The 25,252-nt window shown below is 71.8% G+C and carries 25 protein-coding genes; 17 read left to right on the top strand and 8 right to left on the bottom strand.

Annotated elements, in window-relative coordinates; all coding sequences use genetic code 11:
- Window positions 1–26 precede the first annotated feature (26 nt).
- Complete coding sequence (locus CLT68_RS11130; RefSeq protein WP_199177021.1) at window positions 27–824, bottom strand: zf-HC2 domain-containing protein; 798 nt, start codon at window positions 822–824, stop codon at window positions 27–29.
- Window positions 821–1,375 carry an RNA polymerase sigma factor gene (locus CLT68_RS11135; protein WP_199177022.1) on the bottom strand — a complete coding sequence of 185 codons (555 nt, stop codon included), beginning with the start codon at window positions 1,373–1,375 and terminating at the stop codon, window positions 821–823. The genes CLT68_RS11130 and CLT68_RS11135 overlap by 4 nt, the downstream gene beginning before the upstream one ends.
- Window positions 1,376–1,697: 322 nt before the next feature.
- On the opposite strand from CLT68_RS11135, the gene CLT68_RS11140 reads away from it, so the two are divergent.
- Window positions 1,698–2,996 (top strand): multidrug effflux MFS transporter, encoded by a 1,299-nt coding sequence (locus CLT68_RS11140; protein WP_370453072.1) that lies wholly within the window; start codon window positions 1,698–1,700, stop codon window positions 2,994–2,996.
- 42 nt (window positions 2,997–3,038) lie between these two features.
- Here the strand turns inward: CLT68_RS11140 and CLT68_RS11145 are convergent, their stop codons facing one another.
- Window positions 3,039–3,710, bottom strand: a complete 672-nt coding sequence (locus tag CLT68_RS11145; protein ID WP_088946281.1) for a hypothetical protein — start codon at window positions 3,708–3,710, stop codon at window positions 3,039–3,041.
- 23 nt (window positions 3,711–3,733) lie between these two features.
- Between CLT68_RS11145 and CLT68_RS11150 the strand changes: the two genes are divergently transcribed.
- Window positions 3,734–4,252: an acyl-CoA thioesterase gene (locus CLT68_RS11150; protein ID WP_088946282.1), complete on the top strand. Its 519-nt coding sequence runs from the start codon at window positions 3,734–3,736 to the stop codon at window positions 4,250–4,252.
- Between the two features lie 142 nt (window positions 4,253–4,394).
- Window positions 4,395–6,404 (top strand): acetoacetate--CoA ligase, encoded by a 2,010-nt coding sequence (locus CLT68_RS11155; RefSeq protein ID WP_099850650.1) that lies wholly within the window; start codon window positions 4,395–4,397, stop codon window positions 6,402–6,404.
- A 25-nt stretch (window positions 6,405–6,429) separates the two neighbouring features.
- On the opposite strand, the gene CLT68_RS11160 is transcribed toward CLT68_RS11155, so the two are convergent.
- On the bottom strand, window positions 6,430–7,119 hold the full coding sequence (locus CLT68_RS11160; protein ID WP_099850652.1) for a TIGR03089 family protein: 690 nt from the start codon (window positions 7,117–7,119) through the stop codon (window positions 6,430–6,432).
- A 152-nt stretch (window positions 7,120–7,271) separates the two neighbouring features.
- Between CLT68_RS11160 and CLT68_RS11165 the strand changes: the two genes are divergently transcribed.
- Window positions 7,272–8,417: a glycosyltransferase family 4 protein gene (locus CLT68_RS11165; RefSeq protein ID WP_099850654.1), complete on the top strand. Its 1,146-nt coding sequence runs from the start codon at window positions 7,272–7,274 to the stop codon at window positions 8,415–8,417.
- Between the two features lie 63 nt (window positions 8,418–8,480).
- The gene (locus CLT68_RS11170) at window positions 8,481–9,572 is read left to right on the top strand and encodes a sugar phosphate nucleotidyltransferase (protein WP_099850656.1); all 1,092 of its coding nucleotides are present in this window, start codon (window positions 8,481–8,483) and stop codon (window positions 9,570–9,572) included.
- Here the strand turns inward: CLT68_RS11170 and CLT68_RS11175 are convergent.
- Entirely contained in the window at window positions 9,541–10,143 is a 603-nt protein-coding gene (locus CLT68_RS11175; protein WP_099857034.1) for an NUDIX domain-containing protein, read from the bottom strand. The genes CLT68_RS11170 and CLT68_RS11175 overlap by 32 nt on opposite strands.
- Before the next feature lie 54 nt (window positions 10,144–10,197).
- Here CLT68_RS11175 and CLT68_RS11180 point away from each other — a divergent pair, with 54 nt between their 5' ends.
- Together CLT68_RS11180 and CLT68_RS11185 are read left to right on the top strand one after the other, a co-directional pair.
- On the top strand, window positions 10,198–11,244 hold the full coding sequence (locus CLT68_RS11180) for a hypothetical protein (RefSeq protein ID WP_099850658.1): 1,047 nt from the start codon (window positions 10,198–10,200) through the stop codon (window positions 11,242–11,244).
- Between the two features lie 282 nt (window positions 11,245–11,526).
- On the top strand, window positions 11,527–12,525 hold the full coding sequence (locus CLT68_RS11185; protein WP_099850660.1) for a winged helix-turn-helix domain-containing protein: 999 nt from the start codon (window positions 11,527–11,529) through the stop codon (window positions 12,523–12,525).
- A 12-nt stretch (window positions 12,526–12,537) separates the two neighbouring features.
- On the opposite strand, the gene CLT68_RS11190 is transcribed toward CLT68_RS11185, so the two are convergent.
- Both CLT68_RS11190 and cofD read right to left on the bottom strand, forming a co-directional pair.
- Window positions 12,538–13,623: a coenzyme F420-0:L-glutamate ligase gene (locus CLT68_RS11190; RefSeq protein WP_099850662.1), complete on the bottom strand. Its 1,086-nt coding sequence runs from the start codon at window positions 13,621–13,623 to the stop codon at window positions 12,538–12,540.
- Window positions 13,620–14,567, bottom strand: coding sequence for a 2-phospho-L-lactate transferase (gene cofD, locus CLT68_RS11195; protein ID WP_088951473.1), 948 nt, complete (start codon window positions 14,565–14,567; stop codon window positions 13,620–13,622). Before cofD ends, CLT68_RS11190 begins: the two co-directional genes overlap by 4 nt.
- A 98-nt stretch (window positions 14,568–14,665) precedes the next feature.
- On the opposite strand from cofD, the gene CLT68_RS11200 reads away from it, so the two are divergent.
- The 6 genes from CLT68_RS11200 to CLT68_RS11225 all read left to right on the top strand — a co-directional run bounded on the left by CLT68_RS11200 (window position 14,666) and on the right by CLT68_RS11225 (window position 21,425).
- The gene (locus tag CLT68_RS11200; protein ID WP_099850664.1) at window positions 14,666–15,634 is read left to right on the top strand and encodes a hypothetical protein; all 969 of its coding nucleotides are present in this window, start codon (window positions 14,666–14,668) and stop codon (window positions 15,632–15,634) included.
- Between the two features lie 326 nt (window positions 15,635–15,960).
- Entirely contained in the window at window positions 15,961–18,471 is a 2,511-nt protein-coding gene (locus CLT68_RS11205) for a bifunctional FO biosynthesis protein CofGH (RefSeq protein WP_099850666.1), read from the top strand.
- Window positions 18,472–18,632: 161 nt separating this feature from the next.
- Entirely contained in the window at window positions 18,633–18,911 is a 279-nt protein-coding gene (locus tag CLT68_RS11210) for a hypothetical protein (RefSeq protein ID WP_099850668.1), read from the top strand.
- A 50-nt stretch (window positions 18,912–18,961) separates the two neighbouring features.
- On the top strand, window positions 18,962–20,359 hold the full coding sequence (locus tag CLT68_RS11215; RefSeq protein ID WP_099850670.1) for a DUF4331 domain-containing protein: 1,398 nt from the start codon (window positions 18,962–18,964) through the stop codon (window positions 20,357–20,359).
- A 20-nt stretch (window positions 20,360–20,379) separates the two neighbouring features.
- Window positions 20,380–20,709 carry a phospholipase gene (locus CLT68_RS11220; RefSeq protein WP_099857036.1) on the top strand — a complete coding sequence of 110 codons (330 nt, stop codon included), beginning with the start codon at window positions 20,380–20,382 and terminating at the stop codon, window positions 20,707–20,709.
- Window positions 20,710–21,167: 458 nt separating this feature from the next.
- A complete protein-coding gene (locus tag CLT68_RS11225; RefSeq protein ID WP_007455784.1) occupies window positions 21,168–21,425 on the top strand; it encodes a WhiB family transcriptional regulator in 258 nt (85 codons plus the stop codon).
- 135 nt (window positions 21,426–21,560) lie between these two features.
- On the opposite strand, the gene CLT68_RS11230 is transcribed toward CLT68_RS11225, so the two are convergent.
- Complete coding sequence (locus CLT68_RS11230; RefSeq protein ID WP_074316962.1) at window positions 21,561–22,010, bottom strand: metallopeptidase family protein; 450 nt, start codon at window positions 22,008–22,010, stop codon at window positions 21,561–21,563.
- A 153-nt stretch (window positions 22,011–22,163) separates the two neighbouring features.
- On the opposite strand from CLT68_RS11230, the gene CLT68_RS11235 reads away from it, so the two are divergent.
- The 4 genes from CLT68_RS11235 (at window position 22,164) to CLT68_RS11250 (ending at window position 25,250) form a co-directional block, all read left to right on the top strand.
- Window positions 22,164–22,535, top strand: a complete 372-nt coding sequence (locus tag CLT68_RS11235) for a DUF3499 domain-containing protein (RefSeq protein ID WP_088946295.1) — start codon at window positions 22,164–22,166, stop codon at window positions 22,533–22,535.
- A 356-nt stretch (window positions 22,536–22,891) separates the two neighbouring features.
- Window positions 22,892–23,635: a Scr1 family TA system antitoxin-like transcriptional regulator gene (locus CLT68_RS11240; RefSeq protein ID WP_099857038.1), complete on the top strand. Its 744-nt coding sequence runs from the start codon at window positions 22,892–22,894 to the stop codon at window positions 23,633–23,635.
- Entirely contained in the window at window positions 23,626–23,820 is a 195-nt protein-coding gene (locus tag CLT68_RS11245; protein WP_088946296.1) for a DUF397 domain-containing protein, read from the top strand. Before CLT68_RS11240 ends, CLT68_RS11245 begins: the two co-directional genes overlap by 10 nt.
- A gap of 245 nt (window positions 23,821–24,065) precedes the next feature.
- A complete protein-coding gene (locus CLT68_RS11250; RefSeq protein WP_099850672.1) occupies window positions 24,066–25,250 on the top strand; it encodes a polyamine ABC transporter substrate-binding protein in 1,185 nt (394 codons plus the stop codon).
- The last annotated feature ends 2 nt before the right edge of the window (window positions 25,251–25,252 follow it).

Genomic DNA, 25,252 nt, shown 5'->3' on the forward strand with positions numbered 1-25,252 from the left:
TCCATTCGGGTCCCGGCTCGGTGTCGTCATCGGAAGGTCCTGGTGAGTTCCCGCGGCCGTCGTCGGGCCCGGACGAGCAGTACGGCCGTCAACACCACGGTGGTGACCGCCCACCCGGGCAGGCTGTTGCCCGTGAGGACGGTCGGGAGCTGCCCGCCGGCCAGGCTCGGCGCCACCACACCCGCGGACCAGGTGACCGCCAGCGCGAGCGCGGCCCGGTCGACGCCCACCACGGTGCCCAGCGCCAACGTCCCGGCGGTGAAACCCAGCGCCGGCAGCAACCAGAGGCCGACGGAGTGCCCGGTGCCCCAGCCGGCCACCGCCAGCACCGGTACGACAGCGATCAAAACCCCCAACGTGCGGCGCATCAGCAGCGGCAGGCCGGTGCGCGGAGTGGTGGCCGTCAGCTCCCAGGCCGGGTCGAGTCGCCGGCTCCAGACGGCGGCCACCGGCACCAGCGGCGCGACCGGCGCGAGCAGCAGCACCAGCGACGGCAGGCTGGCGAAGGTCTTCTCGAACAGCACCGCGGCCAGCATCAGCCCGGCGGCGGTGGCCAGCCAGGGCAGGACCCGTGCGGCGACCCCGGTACGCCTGCGCCGCCGACGACGCACCGGGCCGGGGCCGGCGGTGATCCCGGCGGCGAGCTCGTCGGCCACCCGGTCCAGCAGGTCCCGGGTTCCCGGGTCGACGGCACCGGTCAGCACCGCCCGGCACTCGGTGCAGACCTCCAGGTGTGCCTCCACCGCCCAGACGGTCGCGTCGTCGACGCCGGCGCCGCCCGACACGTACCGGGAGATGAGAGCGGGCGTGGGATGAGTGGTCATGACAGCGCCTCCCGGAGTGCGATGCGGGCTCGTCGCGCGCGGGTCTTCACGGTCCCCTCCGGCATGCCGAGCAGCAGCGACGTCTCCCGGGCGGTCAACCCGTCGAGGACCATCGCGCGGAGCACCTGGCGTAGCTCGGGGGGTAGCGCGTGCAGGGCCCGTTCGAGGTTGGCGTCCATCCCGCCGGCCAGTGCCTCGTCCTCGGCGGCCGGGGCCACGGTCTCGAAGGTCTGCACCGACGGGATCCGCTCGCGCCGGGCCCGGTGGCGGAACGCGTCGATCAGCCGGTGTGCGGCGATCGTCCACAGCCAGCCGACGGCGCTGCCGGAGGTGGAGGACGACTGCGCCTGACTGCCGGCCGAGCGCCAGACCGCCAGGTACGTCTCCTGCAACACCTCGGCCACCATGTCCTCGTCCGCGCAGCGCCGACGCAGTCGTGTGGTCAGCCAGGGGGAGGTACGCCGGTACAGCGCGTCGAACGCGCGCCGGTCACCCCGGGCGACCCGGCGGAGCAGCTCGCCCTCGTCGTGTCCGTCCAGACTTCGTCTCACGTCAGGCAAGACGACGCGTACCCCCGCTCCGGTTCTGTCCTGGCTGTGGCCGTCGTCACAGTTCCGCAGTGTCCGTGCCCGACCGGCGCGGCGTGACACCCCACACACCGGGAACGTCGTTCGCCTGCGGGGCGTTGGCGAGCGAGAGAATCACCTTCGGGTGATCGCCGCACCCGGCCACCCCCACCACGACCCCTGCCTCGTCACTTCCTCGCCTCCATGGGCGGGCACACCGCACCGCGCCCGCCGAGATCTGTGGACGCGGTGACGCCCTCAGTGCCGCACGTGACGACGCATCCGCTTCCGCAGAGAGACCGAGATGATGAAGCAGTTGGTGGACAAGACCGGCCCCGGCACCAAGGTGGGAGACCCCACCGAGGAGGTCCTGCCCGGTGACCTGATGACCAACCGTCAACGGGCACAACTCGTCCTCGTGCTCGGTGCGTTGATCGCGATCGGGCCGTTGACCATCGACATGTACCTGCCCGCCCTGCCCGCCATCACCACCGGGTTGCAGACCACCGAGACCGCTGTGCAGTTGACCCTGACCGGCACGCTGGTCGGCCTCGCGTTGGGCCAGTTGCTGATCGGGCCGCTCTCCGACGTGGTCGGACGACGGGTGCCGCTGCTGGCCGGGCTGGTCGCGCACATCGTGGCCTCCGTGCTGTGCGTCTTCGCGCCCAACATCGAAGTGCTCGGCGCGCTGCGCGTACTCCAGGGTCTTGGCGTGGCGGCCGCCACAGTGGTCGCGACGGCCGTCGTCCGCGACCTGTTCAGCGGAGCCTCCTTCGCCCGGATCTTCTCCCGGCTGATGCTCGTCATGGGTCTGGCGCCCATCCTCGCGCCGACCCTGGGCAGCGGCCTGTTGAGCTGGACCGACTGGCGGGGCGTCTTCGCGGCGCTGGCGGTGCTGGGCGCGTTGCTGATCGTCGTGGCCGCGCTGAAGCTCCCGGAGACCCTTCCGGTGGCCCGTCGGCGACACGGAGGGATCGGCGCCACCATGCGCGACTACCGGGGGCTGCTCAACGACCGGGCGTTCGTCGGCCTGGTGCTGGTCGCCGGGCTGGCGATGGCGGCCCTGTTCGCGTACGTCTCCGGGTCGTCGTTCGTTCTCCAGCGGGAGTACGGCCTCGACGAGCAGGAGTTCGGCCTGGCCTTCGGGGCCGGCGCGGTGGGCCTGATCGCGGCCACCCAGTTCAACGTCCGGCTGCTGCGCCGCTTCACCCCGCAGCAGATCCTGGTCAGCGCCCTGATCGCCGGCACAGCGGCGGGGCTGCTGCTGGTCATGTTCGCCGCGACCGGCTTCGGTGGTCTGGGCACCCTGCTCGCGTCGCTGTGGCTCGTCCTGGCCGCCACCGGCCTGGCCATGCCGAACGCCCCGGCGCTGGCCATGAGCCGGCACAGCGAGGCCGCGGGCACCGCCGCTGCGCTGCTCGGGGCCGTGCAGTTCGGCATCGGTGCGTTGTCGGCGCCACTGGCCGGCCTGTTCGGCACCGGGAGCGTGCCGATGGCGGTCGTCATCGCGGGCGGCATGGCCGCCTCGCTGCTGGTCATGCTTTTCGTCGTGCCCCGCGCCAGCCTGGGCACTGTCGACCCGGACCTCGCGGTCGCGCTGCACTAGGCAGACAGCGGGCGGGCCGGTCACCCGGCCCGCCCGACGATTTCAGCGGATCTCGGTGGTGTCCTCGGGGCGCGACTGACCGCGCGGCGGGGCGGACCAGGGCGACTCGCCGCCGACCCGGCGCGGCAGCGGCTCGGTCGGTGTCGAATCGCCCGGGTAACCGAGAGTGAGGGGCGCGGTGTCGCGCTCAGCGGGCGTGGGAGACGGCCAGTCGGTCAACGTGAAGTCGTCGTTGCGGGGGCCTCCGTCGGGCACGGGGGTCGGCGTCGCGGCCGGCTCGGTCGCCGCGCGTGGCCACTGCCGCCACCGCTGCCCGCTGAAGGTCGCCATCAGCAGCAGCAGACCGATCACGAACAGCGTGCCGTTCTCCACCGGCAGCCGCAGCGGCAACGGATCGCCGAGCATCTTCCACTCGTGCGGGATCGCGTCCCGCACCGCGAAGGGCGCCACGAACATCCCGACGTACGGCGTGACCAGCAGCAACCCGGCCGCCAGCGGGCCCAGCGGCGAGAAGCGCAGCGTGCCGACCAGGCCCAGCAGGACTCCGCCGACGGCGAGGTACACGGCCGGCTCGATCAGGTTCGCGGTGTTGAACGTGCCGGTCTCCACCCAACGGTCGACTGTCCGGCTCGACCCGTCCTGCCCCAGTGTGACCAGCACCCAGGTGATGGGCGCCACCACCAGCCCGGCGAGGAAGCTCCAGAGATGTCGCATCCGCGCACCGTACCGTTTTCGACATGACTGAGCACCTCTCCGCCGCACCGATCGGTAAGCCGACGTCGTACTCGCGCGTCACGCTGAGCAAGATCATGACTGCCGTCGACGTGAACCTGTACGGCACCGTGCACGGTGGGGTTCTGATGAAGTTCGTCGACGACGTGGCGGGTGCCGCCGCGGCCCGGCACAGCGGCGGAACGGCGGTCACCGCGGCGATCGACGAGATCGTCTTCTCCGAGGCAGTCCGGGTCGGCGACCTCGTGCACGCCCACGCGCAGGTGAACTGGACCGGCCAGACCTCGATGGAGGTGGGCGTACGGGTGGTCGCCGAACGCTGGGACTCGGCCGAGGACGCGGCGGTTCGGGTGGCCACCGCGTACCTGGTGTTCGTCGGCGTGGACGTGGGCGGGGCGCCGCGGGTGGTCCGCCCGGTGCTGCCGGAGACGGCGGAGGACGAGCGCCGGTACAAGGAGGCGGAGATCCGCCGGGCCCACCGCCTCGCCCGCCGTCGCGCCATCCAGGCACACCGCGCGGGCTGACCCACATGAGGTGGGTGGGTGCAGTGTGGGGCGGGCACGCGTCGGTTGGCGCACCCGGTGCGCAGAATGGCGCTTCGAGGTAGGGCAAGATGGCGCCACGGCCCATTCACAATGTCGTGCCGGGCCAGGGGAGGGTGAAGCAGTGGGTGACATGCTGTGGGCGCCGCCGGCGGACGTACGCGAGCATTCCCGCATCGGCGGCTACCTGCGCTGGCTGCGGGAGCACCGCGGGCTGGACTTCGCCGACTACGACGCGTTGTGGCGCTGGTCGACCACCGATCTGGACGGGTTCTGGCGTTCGATCTGGGACCACTTCGAGGTGGTCGCGCACACCCCGCCGACCGCGACCCTGGCCGAGCGGGGGATGCCCGGCGCACGCTGGTTCCCCGGCGCCACGCTCAACTACGCCGAGAACGTGTTGCGGATGCCGGGGCGGCTCGACGACGACCCGGTGGTGATTGCACACGGGCAGACCCGAGCGCCCGTCACGCTGACCGCCGGGGAGTTGCGCGAGCAGGTCCGCCGGGTGTCGGCCGGGCTGCGCCGGCTCGGCGTCACCGCCGGTGACCGGGTGGCGGCGTACGCCCCGAACATTCCTGAGACGTACGTCCTGCTGCTGGCCACCGCCAGCCTGGGCGCGATCTTCTCGTCCTGTGCGCCCGAGTTCGGCACCCGCAGTGTCACCGACCGGTGGCAGCAGATCGAGCCGACGGTGCTGGTCGCCGTGGACGGCTACCGCTACGGCGACAAGCCGGTGGACCGCCGCGCCGAGGTCGCCGCGATCCGGGCGGCCCTGCCGTCGCTGCGGCACACCGTCAGCATCGGCTACCTCGACCCGACCGGCCCCGTGCCCGAGGGCGTGCTGGGCTGGGCCGAGCTGGCCGCGCCCACTGACGAGCCGTCGACGTTCACGCCGGTGCCGTTCGACCACCCGCTGTACGTGCTCTACTCCTCGGGCACCACCGGGTTGCCCAAGCCGATCGTGCACGGCCACGGCGGCATCCTGCTGGAACACCTGAAGATGCTCGCCCTGCACCACGACCTGGGCCCGGCCGACCGGTTCTTCTGGTTCACCACTACCGGCTGGATGATGTGGAACTTCCTGGTCTCCGGGCCGGCGGTGGGCGCGACCATCGTGCTCTTCGACGGCAACCCGGCGGTCCGGGCGGAGCCCGGCCGGCCGGCCGAGCCCGACCTGGGTGGGCTGTGGCGGCTGGCGGCGGAGACCGGCACCACGTACTTCGGCACCTCCGCGCCGTTCCTGCTGGCCTGCCGCAAGGCCGGGCTGGTTCCCCGGGACGTCGCCGACCTGTCGGCGCTGCGCGGGGTGGGTTCCACCGGTGCGCCGCTGCCCGCCGAGGGCTTCGAATGGGTGTACGAGACGGTCGGCGACCGCCTCCAGCTCCAGTCGCTCTCCGGTGGCACCGACGTGTGCACCGGCTTCGTCGGCGGTGTGCCGCTGCTGCCGGTGTACGCCGGCGAGATCGCCTGCCGCGCGTTGGGCGCCAAGGTGGAGGCCCGTTCCGCCGACGGCACCCCGGTCATCGGCGAGCTGGGTGAGCTGGTCATCACCGAGCCGATGCCGAGCATGCCGGTGGGCTTCTGGAACGACCCGGACGGCACCCGCTACCGCGAGGCGTACTTCGACGTCTACCCGGGCGTCTGGCGGCACGGCGACTGGATCACCATCAACGAGCGGGGCGGCTGCGTGATCACCGGCCGCTCCGACGCCACGCTCAACCGCGGTGGGGTGCGGCTGGGCACCGCCGAGTTCTACTCGGTGGTCGAGGGGCTCGACGAGGTGCTCGACTCGGTCGTCGTGCACCTGGAGGACGACGAGGGTGGCGCCGGTGAGCTGCTGCTCTTCGTGGTGCTGGCCGAGGGCCTGGAGCTGGACGACCCGATGCGCGCGAGGATCTGCCGCGAACTGCGGACCGCGCTCTCACCCCGGCACGTGCCCGACGAGATCCACCAGGTGCGCTCGGTGCCCCGCACCCTGTCGGCGAAGAAGCTGGAGGTGCCGGTCAAGAAGATCCTCACCGGCGTCCCGGTCGACCAGGCCGCGGCCAAGGGCGCCCTGGCCAACCCCGAGTCCCTGACGGCCTTCGCCGCCCTGGCCCAACGCCGAGCAACAGACAACACGCACGCCTGACAGCCCGGCCCGCCGGGCGGGCAGGTTACGGGAGGGTCTGGGTTACCTTTTCGGTGGCTTGGCGGCTGGTCAGCCGGGCCGGGTCGAGGTTGGCGCAGAGGACCACGGTGGCCGCCCGGGTCAGGGGGGCCAGCAGCCAGTCGACCGGGTCGGGGTGGCGGCTGGCGTCGACCAGGACCCGCGCGCCGGGCTCGATGCCCAACTCCGCGGCACGAGCCTCGGCGCGGGTCAGCAGCCGCGCGTCGGCGGGGCCCGGACCGGGCTGCGGGGTGAAGTGGTCGCCGTGTCGGCGGACCTCCACCACGTAGTCGGCGAACCCGGGCGGCACCTGCCGCAGCGGGGCGGCGAGCGGGGCCAGCGCGAGGGCGTACCGCTCGTCGGCGGACCAGGACTGCGCCTCGTCGAGCTGGTCGGCGGCGGCGAAGAGCACGTCCACGTCACCCGGTGTGTCCACCACGTTCAACTTGGCCGACCAGCAACCCAGCAGCACCGCCGCGGTCTGCCAGTGCGGCGGCAGCAACACGCCGGCCGGGGTGCCCGCAGCGAGGCCGACCTCGTCGACGAGGAGATTGGCGGTCTTCGCCACCCAGTTCGCCAGTGTGGTGCCGGAAAGTTCGGTGCGGTCACCACTGGCATCGTCGTACCAGGTGAGCAGCGGTCTGGTCGGGTCGGTCGCGATCGCGTCGGCGAACACCCGGGCAATGTTGTCGGCCATCGGCGCGAACGATACGCCCCCGCCGGCCGTACTCGTTGACGATGACAAGTCGGCGTACCGTCGGGTCGCAGTCAGCGCCGCTGCCGCGCCCCGGCGTAGGCTTGACCCCCGGAGTGTTGTTCCCCACAGACGCCAGTGCAAGGAGTCGCCCCGTGACCGCCGGTCGCCCGCCCCGCGTGCTCATCGACGCCACGAGTGTCCCCGCCGACCGTGGTGGTGTCGGTCGATACGTCGACGGTCTGCTCGGAGCCCTCGGCAAGGTGTGCGGGTCGGGGGTGGACCTGGCGGTGGTCAGTCTTCGCACCGACCTGGAGCGTTACACCCGGATGCTGCCCGGCGCGGAGATCATCCCCGCTCCGGCCGCCGTGGCGCACCGCCCGGCCCGGCTCGCGTGGGAGCAGACAGGCCTGCCGCTGCTCGCGCAGCAGGTGGGCGCGCACGTGCTGCACTCGCCCTTCTACACCTGCCCGCTGCGGGCCGGGTGCCCGGTCACGGTCACCGTGCACGACGCGACGTTCTTCACCGAGCCGGAGCATTACGACAAGTCCCGCCGCACGTTCTTCCGCAGTGCCATCAAGACCTCGCTGCGCCGCGCCAACCGGGTGATCGTGCCCAGCAAGGCCACGCGGGACGAGCTGATCCGGCTGCTCGACGCCGATCCGACACGCATCGACGTGGCCTACCACGGTGTCGACCAGGCTGCCTTCCACGCGCCCACCGAGGAGGAGAAGGCCCGTGTGCGGGCCCGGCTGGGGCTGGGCAACAGCAGCTACGTCGCCTTCCTCGGGGCCAAGGAGCCACGGAAGAACGTCCCCAACCTGATCCGTGGTTGGGCGCGTGCGGTGGCCGACCGCGTCGACCCGCCGGCCCTGGTGATCGCCGGTGGTCAGGGGCACGACGACGACATCGACCGCGCTGTCGCCGAGGTCCCCTCGCATCTGCGCCTGCTGCGCCCCGGCTACCTGCGCTACGGCGACCTGCCCGGCTTCCTCGGTGGCGCGCTGGTCGCCGCCTACCCGTCCTACGGCGAGGGTTTCGGGCTGCCGATCCTGGAGGCGATGGCGTGCGCCGCCCCGGTGCTGACCACTCCTCGGCTCTCACTGCCCGAGGTGGGCGGCGACGCGGTCGCCTACACCTCCGAGGACCCGGAGCAGATCGCCACCGACCTGGCCGCCCTTCTCGACGACGAGCAGCGGCGGTTGTCGCTGGCGAAGGCGGGGTTCGACCGGGCGAAGGAGTTCACCTGGGAGTCCAGCGCCGAAGTGCACATCGCCGCCTGGAGTCGCGCCAGTTCCTGACCCTCCGGGGCCCGGCTGGTGACCCATGCCACTCCCGCCAGGTCCGTCGGGCATGATGTGCGGATGCTTTATGCGGTCATTCCAGCAGGTGGCAGTGGCACGCGGTTGTGGCCGTTGTCCCGCGCCGGCCACCCCAAGTTCCTCCACCCGCTCACCGGCACCAGCGCCTCGCTGCTCCAGGCGACAGTGGAACGGCTCGCCCCGCTGACCACACCGGATCGGACCCTTGTGGTCACCGGTGCCGCGCACGTCGCGGCGGTGGCTCGGCAGCTGACCGGTCTGCCGGAGGAGAACATCCTGGTCGAGCCCTCCCCCCGGGATTCCTGCGCGGCGATCGCGTTGGCCGCTGCCGTGATCGCGGCACGCGACCCGGACGCGGTGATGGGCAGCTTCGCGGCCGACCACCTGATCCGCGACCCGGAGAGCTGGGTCCGGACGGTCCAGGAGGCGGTTCGCGGGGCCGAGCAGGGCATGCTGATGACCGTCGGGATCACCCCCACGCGGGCGGAGACCGGCTACGGCTACCTGGAGACCGGCGACCCGACCGAGGGCACGCCGTGGCGGCCGGTGGCCGAGTTCAAGGAGAAGCCGGGCGCCGAGGTCGCCGAGGCGTACGTCCGTTCGGGCCGGTACCTGTGGAACGCGAGCATGTTCGTGTGGCGGGTGGACGTCTTCCTCGCGGAGCTGGCCCGCCAACAGCCGGCGCTGCACGCCGGTGTGGCAGCGATCGCCGCCGCCTGGGGCACCCCGGAGCAGGACGAGGTCCTCGGTGCGATCTGGCCGACCCTGCCGAAGATCTCCGTGGACTACGCGGTGATGGAGGGCGCGGCCACGGCGGGTCGCGTCGCGACGGTGCCGGGCGACTTCGGCTGGAACGACGTCGGCGACTTCCACACCCTCGGCGAGGTGCTGCCGACCGACGACGCGGGCAACGTGGTGCTCGGCACCGACGCCAAGCCGGGTGTGCTGCTGCGCGACAGCGCCAACATGGTGGTCGTGCCGCAGTCGGGGCGGTTGGTGGCCGTCCTCGGGTTGCGCGACCTCATCGTCGTGGACACCCCGGACGCGGTCATGGTCTGCCCCCGCGACCGGGCCCAGGACGTCAAGGCCCTGGTCGACGAGCTCAAGGCGCGAGGCGAAGAGGGCTACGTCTGAGGGCTGCGAGGGCCGGCGCGACCATTTGCACGGTCCCGCCGGCCAGTGGCTCGGGCAGCTGGTCCGGCGGGAACCAGCCCAGCTCCTCGGCCTCGTCGCTGACCTGCTCCACCGCGGCGGGCGGGGCCAGCACGGCGAACCGGACGTCGTGGTGCAGTGACCCGCCCTGACACTGCACCTGGTGCACGTCCACGTCGATCGGCACCGGGTCGATGCGCAGGCCGGCGATCCCGGACTCCTCGGTGGCCTCGCGGAGCGCGGCGGCGACCAGTGTCTGGTCGGTCGGCTCACAGTGCCCGCCGAGCTGCACCCAAAGCCCGAACTTGACGTGCAGGCAGAGCAGCACCCGCGAGCCGGTGGCGTCCAGGACCAGCGCGCTCGCGGTGAGGTGCCCGGGTCGGTGCTGCCGACTCATCGCGATCGGGCCGGCGCCGAGCAGGCGGAGGGTCCGGTCCCGCGCTACGGCCGCGTCCGGGCTGGTGGGCTGCCAGCCTTCGAGAAGCGCGGTGGCGTCGGCGTGCAGCGTCGCGTACGTCTCGGGGTCAGTCGGGTGGGCGGTCGGTCCGGTGATCGCGGTGTCGGGCACCCCGTCACTGTACGAGCGGGTGCTTCGTACGCTGGCCGGGTGACCCTGCGACTCGTCGAATTCGTGGTGGCCGGCAACGAGGCCAGTGATCTGCTGCCGGTGCGGTCGGCGCCCCTGCTGCGCGCGTACGGCGCCCGACGGGGCTTCTGGACCGTGCTGGACGAGGGGCCGGTGGAGCGCTGCCTCGCTCTGCTGCTGGAGCTGGACGACGGCGAGTGGACGGCCCGGCACGTGCTGGCGGACGCCGGTGCGGAGAACGGGCGGACCGAGGACGGTGAGGCGCTCGCCCACCACAACGGCTGGGTCTACGTCTTCGGCTCCCACTTCGGCTCGAAGGGTGGCCCGCTGCGCCCTCGACGTGCCTTCGTGGCCCGGTTCCGCGAGGACGACGCTGCGGCCGGGCCGATCCCGGTGCACGTGGTGCGCAACTCGTTCCGGCTGCACCGGGCGGTGAACGACGCCCTGGCCGGGTCGCCGCTGGTCCTGTTGCCTCCGGGGGAACGGGTGCGGGCCCGGTTCATCGTGGAAACCCTGGCCAGGGGGACCGCCCGGGAGAAGAGCTGGGTGAGTCGCCTCACCCCGGACGACCTGCCGTTGAACGTGGAGGCGGCGGCCTTCACCCCGGCCGGGACGGTGCTGCTCGGTCTGCGTTTCCCGGTCACCGAGGCCGGTGAGCCGATCCTGGTCGAGGTGGCCGACGTGCCGGGCATGTTCACGGCGGAGCCTTCGTGGCCACGGGCGTTGCGCACGTACGTGTTGACCGGGGTCACCCCGCCCGGGGAGCTGACCGGCTTCCGGGCGATCACCCCGACGGCGGACGGCGCGTACGCGGCCGTGATCGGCTCGATCGACGCGCTGGGCAAGGGATCGGTGCTGCTCGACGACCACCCCGGTGGGGGTGACGTCACCTCCCGACACGTCCGCTTCCGTCTCCCGGACCGTGGGTCGGACGACGCGTGCCGGCTCGGCGGGGAGCTGGTGGCGGACCTGGCGCCGTTCCACCACGTCGAGGGGGTGGCCGAGCTGGACGGGCGGCCGTTCTACGTCACGGACGAGGACCACCGGGTCGCGCTCTGGGTCGGCTGAGCGGGATGATGCGGGGCGGGATGACCGGACGGCACCTCTGCGGAGCAAGGGCCGCAGACCCTCGTGGTGCCGCCCGATCACCGGGGCCTCCCCATGGCCCGGCCCCCTGGCGCCGGGAGCGTCGAGGACGCGCCGGCACCTGTTCGGGCACTGAGAGCATGCCGAACCCGCCCCGTTGACGTCGAGGTTTTTCAGCCCAGGCTTAAAGATGGAGATTAGTGCCGTCCAGGTAGAGTCGAACGGTCATCCGGCATCCCCCTGCCGGGGACTCAGGAGTGCTCCATGCTGAAGATCCACTTTTCTGGGGAGGACATCCTCCGGACCCGGTTGGCGCCGGCTGCGGACCCGATCTGGGAGCTGGTCCTCAGCCTGCACGTGCTGCAGGGCCGCAACCGCGACCCGTTGACGGCCAACTGGCGGCGCACCGTGTCCCAGGCGTTGCGTCAGGACGTCGCCTCCGAGCAGCTCCGGTTGCTGTTCGCGCTGAACCCGCCACGCGGCTACTTCCCGGACTTCCTCACCCCGTACGACAGCGTCGACGGCTTCGAGGCCGGGCTGGACGCGCTCCGCCGCACCCCCACCGAGCTGCTGCACCGGGACCTGAGCGTGCTGGCCACCGAGACCCAGCTGCCCTCCTCGGCCGCCGCGCTGGCCCGGGGCGAGGTGGCGGTGCTGCACCACCTCGCCGAGTCGATGGAGCAGTACCGATCGCTGGCGATCAACCCGTACTGGAGCAGGATCCAGGCCGCGGTGGCGGCGGACCGGGCCCGCCGCGCGCGGGCACTGCTCGACGGCGGTGTCGAGGGCCTGCTCACCAGCCTCCGGCCGGCCATGCGCTGGGAGGACAGGGTGCTCGAGGTCCGCCACTACCCGCACAGCCGGGAGATGCACCTCGACGGCCGAGGGCTGCTGCTGGTGCCGTCGTTCTTCTGCGCGAGCACGCCGGTCGCACTGCTCGACCCGGCGCTGCCACCGGTGCTGGTCTACCCGGTCGACCGGCTGGGCGGGCTGGCACCGGCCGACCGCGTCGCGGCGATCCCGTCGGGTGCTCCCCGCGACTCGCTCGCCGCGCTGCTCGGCCGCACCAGGGCGGCGGTGTTGCAGGCCACCGACGAGGGCTCCACCACCGGCGAGGTCGCCCGTCAGCTCAACATCTCACCGGCGGCAGCGAGCCAGCACGCCACGGTGCTGCGCAACGCTGGCCTGCTGGTCAGCCACCGGGAGCGCAACAGCGTGCTGCACACGCTGACGCCGCTCGGCCGGGCCATGCTGGACGCCTGACCCGGCCGTCTCTCACAGCGCGAGCGCGGCGCTCGCCGGGCTGCCCGGCGGTGGCGGCAACAGGGTCGACCCGACACCCTCGGCGGCCAGGGCGACGCGCAGTCGGTGCAGGTCGGCGCCGAAGCGGACCAGACCCGTCGGCTCAACGGGCGTCGGGGCCGAGCCCAGCACCAGGGCGGCGCCCTCCGGCCAGCCCGGCATCTCGGCGACCAGACCGGCGCGTACCTCCGCCTCGTCGACCAGGGTGAAGACCGTGCCGGGGGCGACGACCTCGGCGACCGCGTCGATCGCCCGCCGCACCGCGGCCAGGTCGGCCGGCGTCGGGCCGAGAGCGTCGGCCAGGGTGGCGGCGTCGGTGAGCCCGGCGGCACGGGCCTCGGCGGTACCGAGGGAGAAGAGGTCCTGCGCGGCGTCGCGGATCAGCGCCCGCGCACCATCGGCGTCATCCGGGGTGGTCGTGGAGAGGTAGCCACGGACCACCGCGACCGGCACCTGGTCACACTTGCCCTTGATCAGCTCGCCGGCGCCCGCCAGCTCGTCCACCACGGCCATCTGGGTCAACTGCAACTCGTTGCCGTACGGGTCCACCTCCCCACGGTGGTCCCGGATGGCCGGCATTCCGGCCACGCCGAGCGCCACGTCGGTGAGCCCGTTGCGCCAGGGCCGGCCCATGGTGTCGCTGATGATCACGGCCAGATCCAGGTCGTAGCGCTCCCGCAGCGCCTCGCGCAGAGCCCGCGCCGACGCGTCCGGATCGACAGGCAGCAGCACCAGCTGGGTCTTGTCCACGTTCGACGCGTCGATCCCCGCGGACGCCATCACGAAGCCGTGATGGGTCTGCACGATCCGGGTCGGCCCCCGGCTGGCGACCACCCGGGCCGTCTCACCGGCCAGGACCTCGTCCCGGGCGGTCAGCCGCTCCGGACCGTCCGCCGGGACGTCCACCAGCCGCCCCTCCGCCTTGGAGACGATCTTGCTGGTCACCACCAGGACGTCGCCGTTGCGCAGCCACGGGGCCGCTGTCGCGATCACCGCCGCCAGGTCGTCACCCTCGGTCACGTGGCCGATGCCGAGCACCGGCAGGATTTCCAGCCTCACGTCAACTCCACAGCGGCGCGGACCATGGCCGCAGTAGCCGCCTCGTCGGTCATCCGCAGCGGCACCGCGCGGACCGTCACCCCGGGCACCACCGCGCCGGCGTCCTCCTCGGCCACCAGCCACCCGTCCAGCAGGCCGCCGTCCGGTCGGCCCCCGTACAGGCGGCCCACTCCGGCGGCGCTGCACTCGACACCGAGCACGGCGAGGCAGCGGTCGGCCATGCCCCGCACCGGAGCGCCGCCGATGATCGGTGAGACACCCACCACCGGCGCCGGGCTGTCGGCCACCGCCGCACGCAGCCCCGGCACGGCCAGCACCGGCGCGACGCTCACCACAGGGTTGCTGGGCGCGACCAGCACCAGATCGGCCGAGCCGATCGCCTCCAACACGCCGGGTGCCGGCTTCGCCGTCTCCGCGCCGACGAACACGAAGCGCTGAGTGTCGATGTCAGCGCGGTACCGCACCCACCACTCCTGGAAGTGGATCGCCCGTTGGCCCTGCTCGTCCTCGACCACCGCGTGGGTCTCCAGACGGTCGTCCGTCGCCGGCAGCAGACGTACGCCCGGCTCCCAACGGGTGGACAGCGCCTCGGTGACCGCGCTCAACGGGTAGCCGCCGTTGAGCATGCTGGAACGCACCAGGTGGGTGGCGATGTCCTTGTCGCCGAGGCCGAACCACGTCGGCTGCGCCCCGTACGCGGCCAGCTCCTCCTTGACCGTCCAGCTCTCGCCGACCCGACCCCAGCCCCGCTCCGGGTCGGCGCCGCCGCCGAGTGTGTACATGACGCTGTCCAGGTCGGGACAGATCTTCAACCCGTGCAGCCACAGGTCGTCGCCGACGTTGACCACGGCGGTCACCTCCGCGCCGACCTCCCGGGCGTACGCCCGGACGCCGAGCAGGAACCGGGCGCCGCCAATGCCGCCGGCCAGAACCACGATGCGCATGTCGACCATCCTCGCGCACGTGACGCCTCCGGTCCGCCGGTGGCCCTAGAGACTAGGCTCACGTGCGCCCTGTCCGTTCATGCCCCGAGGGGGACCTCGTGACCAGCCCCGCCGAGCCCGCGTCGACCGACGCGACGAAGGCCCGTCAGCTGACCAAGCCACTACGCGAACTCGCTGCGCTCGCGTTGCTCGGCGCCAACGCGGTGTTCCTCTTCGTGGGCCTGCTCCGGCTGATCGCCCCGAACGACTACAGCTCCTTCACCGACCGTGCGGGCAGCGCCTTCTACGCGTTCATCGGGGTGGAGGCGGTGGTCCTCCCACTGCTGGCCGTGCTGTTGGCCACGCACGTCTCACCGGTGCTGCCGAAGGCGAAGCTGATCACCCAGGTGGCCCTCGCCGAGTACGCGGTCAGCGCGCTCTTCGGCACGCTGACCATGCTGATCTGGACGGTGGGCCGCCTGGCCGAGGCCGAGGTCCTGGACGCGCTCCTCGGTGTGCTCACCCGGTTCGCCTGGATGGTGATCTTCGCGGTCGCCGCCTGGGTGGTCTACACCGTCTGGCGCGCCCACTACTACGTGCCGCGGCCCAAGGCCCAGCCCGGTGTCTACGGCCAGGCGCAGCCAGGTTGGCCGCAGCAGCAGGGTGGTTGGCCGGGCCAGGGGCAGCCCGGTGGCCAGCCGCAGGGCGGTTGGCCCGCCCCCGGCCAGCCGGGTGGCTATCCGCAGCCGGGTCAGCCGGGTGGTTACCCGCAGGCCGGCCAGTACGGTCAGCCGTCGCCGCCGTTCCAGGCCCCGCAGTCGGCCCCGCCGTTCCCGCAGTCGGGACCGCCGCACCCGCAGTCCGCGCCGCCGTTCCCGCAGTCCGCGCCTCCGGCGAACCCTGCCCCCCAGTCCGCGCCGCCAGCGCCCGCCGCGCCGCCGTTCGGGCAGCCGCCGTCGGCCGACCCCACCCAGACCATCCCGCGCCAGTCGGCGGACCCGACCGAGGCCATCTCCCGCCCCGGCGACACGGACAACGACCGCACCCAACACATCAAGCCCAATGACCACCCGGACCAGCCCCGCTGAGTCCGCCACGATCAGCAGCCCGAGGGGCTCGGTGGGCGAATGTCTTGCCTGGCCCGCCCGGGACGTGGGTCCCGCCGTGCCGTTGAGCCGCTAGGGGCGAGCGAACGGCGTAGATCTTGGACACTTTCCGTTTCGGGCTGACGGAAAGTGTCCAAGATTGCCAGCTGTGGGGGTGTGAACGGCCTGGGCCGGGTGTTGACGGACGGCCGTTTCCCCTGACGGCAGGGGTTGAGCCGCTTCCCGTCGGGGGAGGCGAACGCGTGCCGTTTCCCACGGTGCGGGCCGGGACTGGTGGGCCGGGCTCGCGCTGCGCATAGGCTGAGCGGATGGTTGATCGCACCCACTCCGGTCCGAGCGACGCGAGCGTGCGGCGGGCCCTGGGCCGGGCCGCGACCGGGCGTGCGCTGGATGTCGACGAGGCGACCGCGCTGCTGTCCGCTCGTGGTGACGCGCTCGACGAACTGCTCCGGGTCGCCGGGGGGATCCGGGACGCCGGGCTGCGTGAGGCCGGCCGGCCGGGCGTGGTCACGTACTCAAAGAAGGTCTTCATCCCGCTGACCCGGCTCTGCCGGGACCGCTGCCACTACTGCACGTTCGCGACGGTGCCGCATCGGCTGCCGGCGCCGTTCCTGGACCGCGACGAGGTCCTCGCGATCGCACGGGCGGGTGCCGCGCAGGGCTGCAAGGAGGCCCTGTTCACCCTGGGTGACCGGCCGGAGGAGCGCTGGCCGGCGGCCCGCAGCTGGTTGGACGAGCGCGGTTACGACTCCACGGTGGACTACCTGCGTGCCTGCGCGGTCGCCGTGCTGGAGGAGACCGGCCTGCTGCCACACCTCAACCCCGGGGTGCTGTCCTGGTCGGAGCTGCAACGGCTCAAGCCGGTCGCGCCGAGCATGGGCATGATGTTGGAGACGACAGCGACCCGGCTCTGGTCCGAGCCGGGCGGCCCGCACTTCGGCTCGCCGGACAAGGAGCCCGCGGTCCGGCTGCGGGTGCTCGACGACGCCGGCCGGGTTGGCGTGCCGTTCACCACGGGCATCCTGATCGGCATCGGGGAGACCCCCGCGGAGCGGGTCGACGCGATCTTCGCGATCCGCCGCGCCCACCGGGAGTACGGCCACCTCCAGGAGGTGATCGTGCAGAACTTCCGCGCCAAGCCGGACACGGCGATGCGCGGCATGCCGGACGCGGAGCTGCACGACCTGGCGGCCACGGTGGCGGTGGCCCGGCTGCTGCTCGGCCCGAAGGCCCGGATCCAGGCCCCGCCGAACCTCATCGCCGGCGAGTACGACCTGCTGCTGCGCGCCGGCATCGACGACTGGGGTGGCGTCTCCCCGCTCACCCCGGACCACGTCAACCCGGAACGCCCGTGGCCGCAGATCGAGGAGCTGGCCCGGCACACCGAGCTGGCCGGGTTCACGCTGCGGGAGCGGCTGACCATCTACCCGGAGTACGTGCGCGCCGGCGACCCGTGGCTCGACCCTCGGCTGCTGCCGCACGTGAACGCGCTGGCCGATCCGACGTCCGGCATGGCGGTGGAGTCGGCCATGCCGCAGGGCCACCCCTGGCAGGAGCCGGAGGAGGTGTTCGGCGGGCGGACCGACCTGCACACCACCATCGACACCACCGGTCGGACCGACGACCGGCGGGGCGATTTCGACAGCGTCTACGGTGACTGGGCGGAGGTCGCCACCAAGGTGACGGCCGGCCCGGCCGCGGCCGCCGGCGACCATGACCTGCGGGCCGGGCTGCGGCTCGCCGCCGACGACCCCGCCGCGCTGCTGGAGCCCGCGCACACCGACGCCGCTCTGGCGCTGTTCGGCGCGGACGGTCCGGCACTCGACGAGTTGTGCCGGCTCGCCGACGACGTGCGCCGGGACGCGGTCGGCGACGACGTCACCTACGTGGTCAACCGCAACATCAACTTCAGCAACGTCTGCTACGTGGGCTGCCGATTCTGTGCCTTCGCGCAGCGTGAACGCGACGCCGACGCGTACCGGCTCTCCGTCGACCAGGTCGCCGACCGGGCCGAGGAGGCGTGGACCCTCGGTGCCAGCGAGGTCTGCCTCCAGGGCGGCATCGACCCGAAGATGCCGGTCACCGGGTACGCCGACATCGTGCGCGCGATCAAGGCGCGGGTGCCGGAGATGCACGTGCACGCGTTCTCGCCCATGGAGATCGTCACCGCCGCCGCGAAGGCCGGCGTGCCGGTCCGCGACTGGCTGACCCAGCTGCGCGAGGCCGGGCTGGACACCATCCCGGGCACCGCCGCGGAGATCCTCGACGACGACGTGCGCTGGGTGTTGACCAAGGGCAAACTCCCGGCCGCCGCCTGGGTCGACGTGGTCAGCACCGCCCATGAGCTGGGCATCCCGTCCAGCTCCACAATGATGTACGGCCACGTCGACCACCCCGGGCAGTGGCTGGCGCACTTCCGGGTGCTGGCCGGGGTGCAGGACCGCACCGGTGGCTTCACCGAGTTCGTGGCGCTGCCGTTCGTGCACACCAACGCCCCGATCTACCTGGCGGGGATCGCCCGGCCCGGGCCGACCTGGCGGGAGAACCGGGTGGTCCACGCGATGTCCCGGTTGCTGCTGCACGGCCGGATCGACAACATTCAGTGCTCCTGGGTGAAGCTAGGCGACGAGGGCACTGTGGCGATGCTCCAGGGTGGCTGCAACGACCTGGGCGGCACGCTGATGGAGGAGACCATCTCCCGGATGGCCGGTTCCGGCAACGGGTCGGCGCGTACCGAGGAGCAGTTGCGGGCCATCGCGACGGCGGCCGGGCGGCCGGCGCGCAAGCGCTCGACTGCGTACGGTCACGCCCGGCCCTGACGTCGAACCTTTCCCCGCCGCCGGCCGTACCACGCGGTGCCGGCGGCGGTCGCGGCGAGGACCGCCGCCGGTGTCCCCACGGGGCCTGGCGGCGTCGGTAGACGGCACCGGACCCGTCCGTCTCCGCGGGCGCGTTCGCGCCGCCGCCGGAAAGGTTGCCCATGACCAGTGATCAGCGGAAGCGGCAGTGGCCGCGACTGACCCGCCGGCAGACGTTGACCGCCGCGGCCAGCGCCACCCTCGGCGCCGCCGCGCTCACCGTGCCGGGCCTGTCGGCCGCGCAGAACGCTCCCGGCGCTGCCGGGCGAGCCGACGAGCCGATCGTCGTGCACCTGCGAGACGCCGATTCCGGAACGATGGACATCTTCGTCGGCGAGGCCCGGGTCGAGGTTCGCGACCGCGGCCTGGCGGATCGGCTGCGGCGCGCCGCCCGGCGCTGACCCGGCACCCCGCCCTGCCACCCTGTCCCCGCCCAGTGAGGTTGGTCGCCATGTCTTCCCACCGCGAGGCCCCGGAGATAGCCAAGGATCCGGTCGCCGACAGCTCCGACCTGTACGCGTTCGTCAGCCCCGACAAGCGCGACACGGTCACGTTGATCGCCAACTACGTACCGTTGCAGCTCCCCTCCGGGGGCCCGAACTTCTTCGAGTTCGGCGACGACGTGCGCTATGAGATCCATATCGACAACGACGGCGACGGCCGTCCGGATGTCACCTACCGGTTCGAATTCACCACCGAGATCACCAATCCGAACAGTTTTCTCTACAACACCGGCCCGATCGATTCGCTGGACAGCAGGAACTGGAACCGGCGGCAGTTCTACAGCCTGACCCGGGTGGCCGACGGCCGGGAGCACCGGCTGGCCCACAAGCTGCCCTGCCCGCCGTGCAATGTGGGCCCGCTGTCCACCCCGAAGTACGCCGAGCTGGTGCGGCAGGCCACCTACTCGCTCTCCACCGGGGAGCGGGTCTTCGCCGGGCAGCGTGCGGACGGCTTCTTCGTCGACCTGGGGGCGATCTTCGACCTCGGCACGTTGCGGCCGTTCCAGCAGCTGCACGTCGCCGGCAAGAAGATCTTCAAGGCCGAGGGGGAGCCGGTCAACGCCACCGACCGGATGAACGTGCACAGCATCGCCGTGCAGGTGCCGTTGGACCGGGTCCGCCAGAGTGCCAACCGTTACGGCGCGGGTGACCGGGCCTCGGTGATCGGGGTGTGGACGTCGGCGTCGCGCCGGCAGGTGCGGGTGCTCGGCGACCGGGGCGCTGCGGACACCGCCACCGGCCCGTTCACCCAGGTCTCCCGGTTGGGCAATCCACTGTTCAACGAGGTCATCGTGCCGATGTCCAAGAAGGACCTGTGGAACTCGCTGCCGCCGTCGGAGGACAAGCGGTTCGCGCAGTTCGTCGAGCAGCCGGAGCTGGCGGCGTTGCTGCCGGCGCTCTACCCGGACGTCTTCCCCAACCTGGACAAGCTCACCAAGGCCAGGAAGGCGCGCGCCGACCTGGTGGCGATCCTGCTCACCGGCATACCGGCCGGGTTGATCGACGGCTTCACCAACACCACCGGCGACGTGCAGGCCGACATGCTGCGGCTGAACACCGCGATCCCGCCGACCCGGCAGCCGGACCGGTTCGGGGTGCTCGGTGGCGACCTGGCCGGCTTCCCGAACGGTCGGCGTGTCGGCGACGACGTGGTGAGCATCGCGTTGCGGGCGATCGCCGGGGTGACCGTCCCGCTGGTGGACAGGACGTTCCGCCCGGACGCGGCGGCCGCCGCTGTCACCCCGGGGCTGAGCGCCGCCGACGTGACAGCGCCGTTCCTCGGAAACTTCCCCTACCTCGGTACGCCGTACGACGGGTTCAACAACCCGTCGGCGGCGGCGTCCTGACCGGCGTGGGGGAGCGGAGCATGCACGAGCACGCGTACGGGCCGTCGGAGACCGGGAGCGTCGTCCTCGATCTGGGTGGCGACACCGGTGCCCTGATCGTCTACACGAGCCCGGATCTGCATGGTCGGGAGATTGAGATCAGCCGCGAGGGCGAGCGGCGGGTCCACTCGGCGGTGCGTGAGCGCCGGGTGCGCGACGGCTCGTTCCACACAGCGGTCTATCCCGATCTGTCGTCCGGAATTTATACCGTCTGGTGGGACGACAAGACGTCCGCCGGCACGGTTTCTGTCCATGGTGGAGGGATAGCCGAGTTCGTGTGGCCCAGCAGCGGTTTCGGGGTCGCCAGCTGACCTCGCCGCGCCGGTTTTTCCATAGCGCCCCGTCCACATTGTGGACGGGGCGCATGTGCTGCCCGCAGCTCGACGGGCAGTCTGCGCCGTGTCGCGTTAACCTGTCCCCCACCAAGATCAGCTTGGCGGTGATGGCGGCTGGCGCCGTCCTGGCGGTGACTCGTCAGGGAAGCGCCACGGCAGAAAAGTCGGGCAACTCGCCGGAGAGGGCGTTACTCGGCCGGGGTCTGAATCGATAGGGCAGGTTGCGAGGCTGGACGGTCCGAGTGGTCGTCCGGGGGTGTCGGGAGGGCGACTCCATTATCAAGTTTGGCTTGACGGCGCACGCATTACACGCGTGTAATTTGAATGGGGTTGTTCGCACGGAACGCAACAAAACGGGACCGGACGGACAAGCACGCCTTTCGCGTGGGGGGTTGCAGCGGCGATGACGCCGGTGCGCGACAAGGAGGCATTTGATGGACGGCCAGCTTGAGGTGGCCGACCTGCTCGGAAACGCGCCGGAGTGGCAGGAGCGAGCGCTGTGCTCGCAGACCGACCCCGAGGCGTTCTTTCCCGAGAAGGGCGGCTCGACCCGCGAGGCGAAGAGGATCTGTTCGCGCTGCGAGGTCAAGACGGAATGCCTTGAATACGCTCTCGGTCACGACGAGCGGTTCGGCATCTGGGGTGGGCTCTCCGAGCGGGAGCGGCGCAAGTTGAAGCGGCGGGCCGCCTGAGCGGTGCGAGGTCGGGGCGGTGGGGGCCGCCCGACTCGCCCGGCAGGTTGCCTGATCGGGTCACGGTCCGGCGCGCGGGGGCGCGCTCGGCCTGACTCGCGGGGGAGCGCTCGGCCTCACTCGCGGGGGGACCGCTCAGGCCAGCTCGTCGGGGTCGACCCCGAGAAGGTTCGCCACCTGCTCGATGATCACGTCATGCACGAGATCGGCGAGGTCCTCACGGTCCATCGCCCGGAACTCCAGGGGCCGCCGGTACAGCACGATCCGCGGCGGCACCTCCTGCCGGCCCGGGCGGCCGGGCAGCAGCCGGGCCAGCGGGACCTCGCCGTCCTCCAGCACATCGGAGTCGTACACGTTCAGGTCCGGCGGGACGTCCTCGACGGCGAACTCGACCCCGGCCAGCTCCTTGGCGAACCGACGCTCCAGCGTCTCCACGGTGTCCAGGACCAGGTCGTCGAAGACCTCGGCCTTGGTCCGCGCCAGCGGCACGGTGGCCGGCACCAGCCGCCCGCGCAGGCCGCGCCCGTGCCGGTCACGGTGCGCACGCCGGCCGGAGCCGGGGCGGCGGTGTTCCGGGCTCGTCATGAGGCAAAGGGTAGCGCCCGCGCCGGGCTCGCCAGCGGCAGCGCCGCTCGCCTGGCGCGGCGCGCCCAGGACGGGCAACTGTGATCACCACGACGGGCGTGTCGCAACGCGAAGCGATGCGCCGGACCCGGTAATGGAGATACCCTGCCGCCTGTGAGGTCACCACGGCGCTGCTCCCGTAACGGCTGCCCCCGGCAAGCGGTCGCCACATTGACCTATGTCTACAACGAGTCGACAGCGGTGGTGGGGCCCCTGGCGGCGTTCGCCGAGCCGCACACGTACGACCTGTGTGAGCCGCACGCCCGCAGCCTGACCGCACCGCGTGGCTGGGACGTGGTCCGGCACGAGGGTGAGTTCGAGCCGCCGCCGCCCACCACGGACGATCTGGTGGCGCTGGCCGAGGCGGTCCGCGAAGCCGCCCGCCCGGCCCCCGCCCCTCGCCCCCCGGACCCGGGTCAGCACCACGAGAACCCGAACCAGACCGGCCGGCGAGGCCACCTCCGCGTAATCCCCCCCAACCACTAACTGCCGGGCTCCGCCCGGCCCCGCCCTCCCGGGTTGATCAAGAGGTTTGCGTCAAAAGCGCGTCGTTTGGTGACCGAAACCTCTTGATCAACCAGCGCGGCGGGGCGGGGTGAGGTGGGTGAGGTGGGGTTGGGGCGGCGTGGGGTGGGGTGGGGTGGGACCTTGTGGGACGCCTTGGGGGCGTTCGGGGGGGCGCCGGGGAAGCGTTCCAACACGTCCGACCGCCACACGCCGGTAGGCCGCAGACATCGGCACTCAGCGTGGTTAGCATGCGCCGCAGCGTGCACCGAGCCAAGTCACCGTGTACGCCTGGCGGGCAGGAGGGTCCGGTGGCGAACGAGGCGTTGCGGGTGGCGATGGCCGAGGCGGGGGAGACTGTCGAATCGCTGGCGGAGAAGGTTCGCGTCGACCCCAAGACGGCCGCGCGGTGGCTTGCCGCGGGGCGCATTCCGCACTCGCGTACCCGGGTCGCGGTGGCCCAGGTGCTGCGCCGGAACGCGGCCGACCTCTGGCCGGAGCCGTTCCGCCGCCGTGACCTGCCGTGGTTCCGACCGTGGGCCGAGCTTGAACAGGACGCCACCTCGATCCGCTCCTACCAGCCGCTGCTCGTGCCGGGCCTGCTCCAGACCGAGGGGTACGCCCGCGCGGTGCTGGGCACCGGTGGCCTGCTCCCACCGTCCGAGGTGGATCTGATCGTGGCGAGCCGCCTCGAACGGCAGGCGGTCCTCGGCCGCGATGCCCCGCCGCAGCTCGTGACGGTGATCGACGAGGTGGTGCTGCGCCGGCTGGTCGGCGACCGCGCCGTGATGTCCGGACAGTTGACCCACCTGGCGGTGGTCGCCGAGTGGGAGCACGTGCAGGTCCGGGTCATCCCGGCCGAGAGCCCGTGGCACACCGGCCTGGCGGGTCCCTTCGTGCTGGGCCGCCTGCCCGACGGGACGGAATTGGCGTATCTCGACAACCAGCTCCGCGGTCAGGTCGTGACCGATCCCGTCGACGTCGCTAGCCTGGGTCGGAGGTGGGAGAGCGTCACCGGTGAGGCGCTACCCCAACGCAGGTCGATCGAGCTGATCAGGGAAGTGGCCACGACATGGACATGACCGACGCCCGCTGGCGCACGGCGACCCGCAGCAGCAACAACGGCGGCGACTGCGTCGAGGTGGCCGACAACCTGCCCGGTCGGGTGCTGGTGCGCGACAGCAAGGACCGCGACGGCGGCACCCTGGCCTTCGCGCCGGCCGCCTGGTCGTCGTTCGTCGACGTTGTCCGTCGGTCCGACCGCTGATCCCCTGGCCGCTGACCCTGGCCGCTGATCCCCTGGCCGCTGACCCCAGCCGCTGATCCACTCGGCTTCTTGCGAAACGCGGTGTCGCGGCGCTGGGACACCCCGACTTCCTGGAACGCGAGTGGATCAAGCTGAGCGTGGCCGACGCCTGCACGGGCAGTCACGCATTGGCCCCGATGCTCTTCCGGTGCTGCCGGTTTGTCATCGTGTCAGTCGTCCACGGCGCCGACCCCTGAGGAAAAGTGATGCGTACTCCCCTCCGGCCCCTATCCCGGCGTGGACTACTCAGCGGCACTCTCGGTTCGGCTGCCCTGCTGGCCCTGGGTGGTGGCCTTGCCGGCTGCGGCACCAAGGGTGCGCAGCAGACCGATGCCGGCTGCGTCAGCGAGGACCTGTCCGGCACCGAGCGCAAGCTCGTCTTCTCCAACTGGCCGCAGTACCTGGACGTGGATGAGAAGGACGAGTCCAAGCGGCCCAGCCTTGACGAGTTCGTCCGGAAGACCGGCATCGCGGTCACCTACACCGAGGACATCAACGACAACAACGAGTTCTTCGGCAAGGTGCAGCACCAGCTCGCTGCCTGCCAGAGCACCGACCGGGACATCATCGTGCTGAGCGACTGGATGGCGGCCCGGATGAGCCGGCTCGGCTGGATCCAGAAGCTCGACCCGGCGAACATCCCGAACGTGCGGGCCAACCTGCTGTCGTCGCTGCTCGACCGGTCCTTTGACACCGAGAACCGGCTCTCCATCCCGTGGCAGTCCGGCCTCGCCGGGTTGGCGTACAACGGCAACGTCACCAAAGAGCTGCGGACTGTCGACGAGCTGCTCACCCGCCCCGACCTCAAGGGCCGGGTGACCGCGCTCAGCGAGATGCGCGACACGATGGGCCTGCTGCTCGGTGCGGCGGGGCACGACCCGGCCAACTTCACGAGCGCGCAGTTCGACGACGCGCTCAGCACGCTCAAGAAGGCCGTCGACTCAGGGCAGATCCGCAGGTTCACCGGCAACGACTACGCACCCGACCTGGCCAAGGGCGACATCGCCGCCTGCATTGGCTGGTCCGGCGATGTCGTCCAGCTCTCCGGCGCGGACGAGAAGATCAGGTTCGTCGCGCCCGACTCCGGGGTGATGCTCTACAGCGACAACATGATGGTGCCCAACAAGGCCACCCACAAAGCGAACGCCGAGCAGCTCATCAACTACTACTACGAGCCGGCGGTCGCCGCGAGGCTCGCCGCGTACGTCAACTACATCTGCCCGGTCAAGGGCGCACAGGCCGAGATGGAGAAGATCGACCCCGAGTTGGCGGCCAACCCGCTGATCTTCCCCGACGAGGCCCTGCTGGCGAAGTCCACGCTGTTCATGGCCCTGAACGAGAAGCAGGAGAAGGAGTACGAGGGCAAGTTCCAGCAGGTCATCGGGGCGTGACG

The organism is Micromonospora sp. CNZ299 (assembly GCF_002754415.1).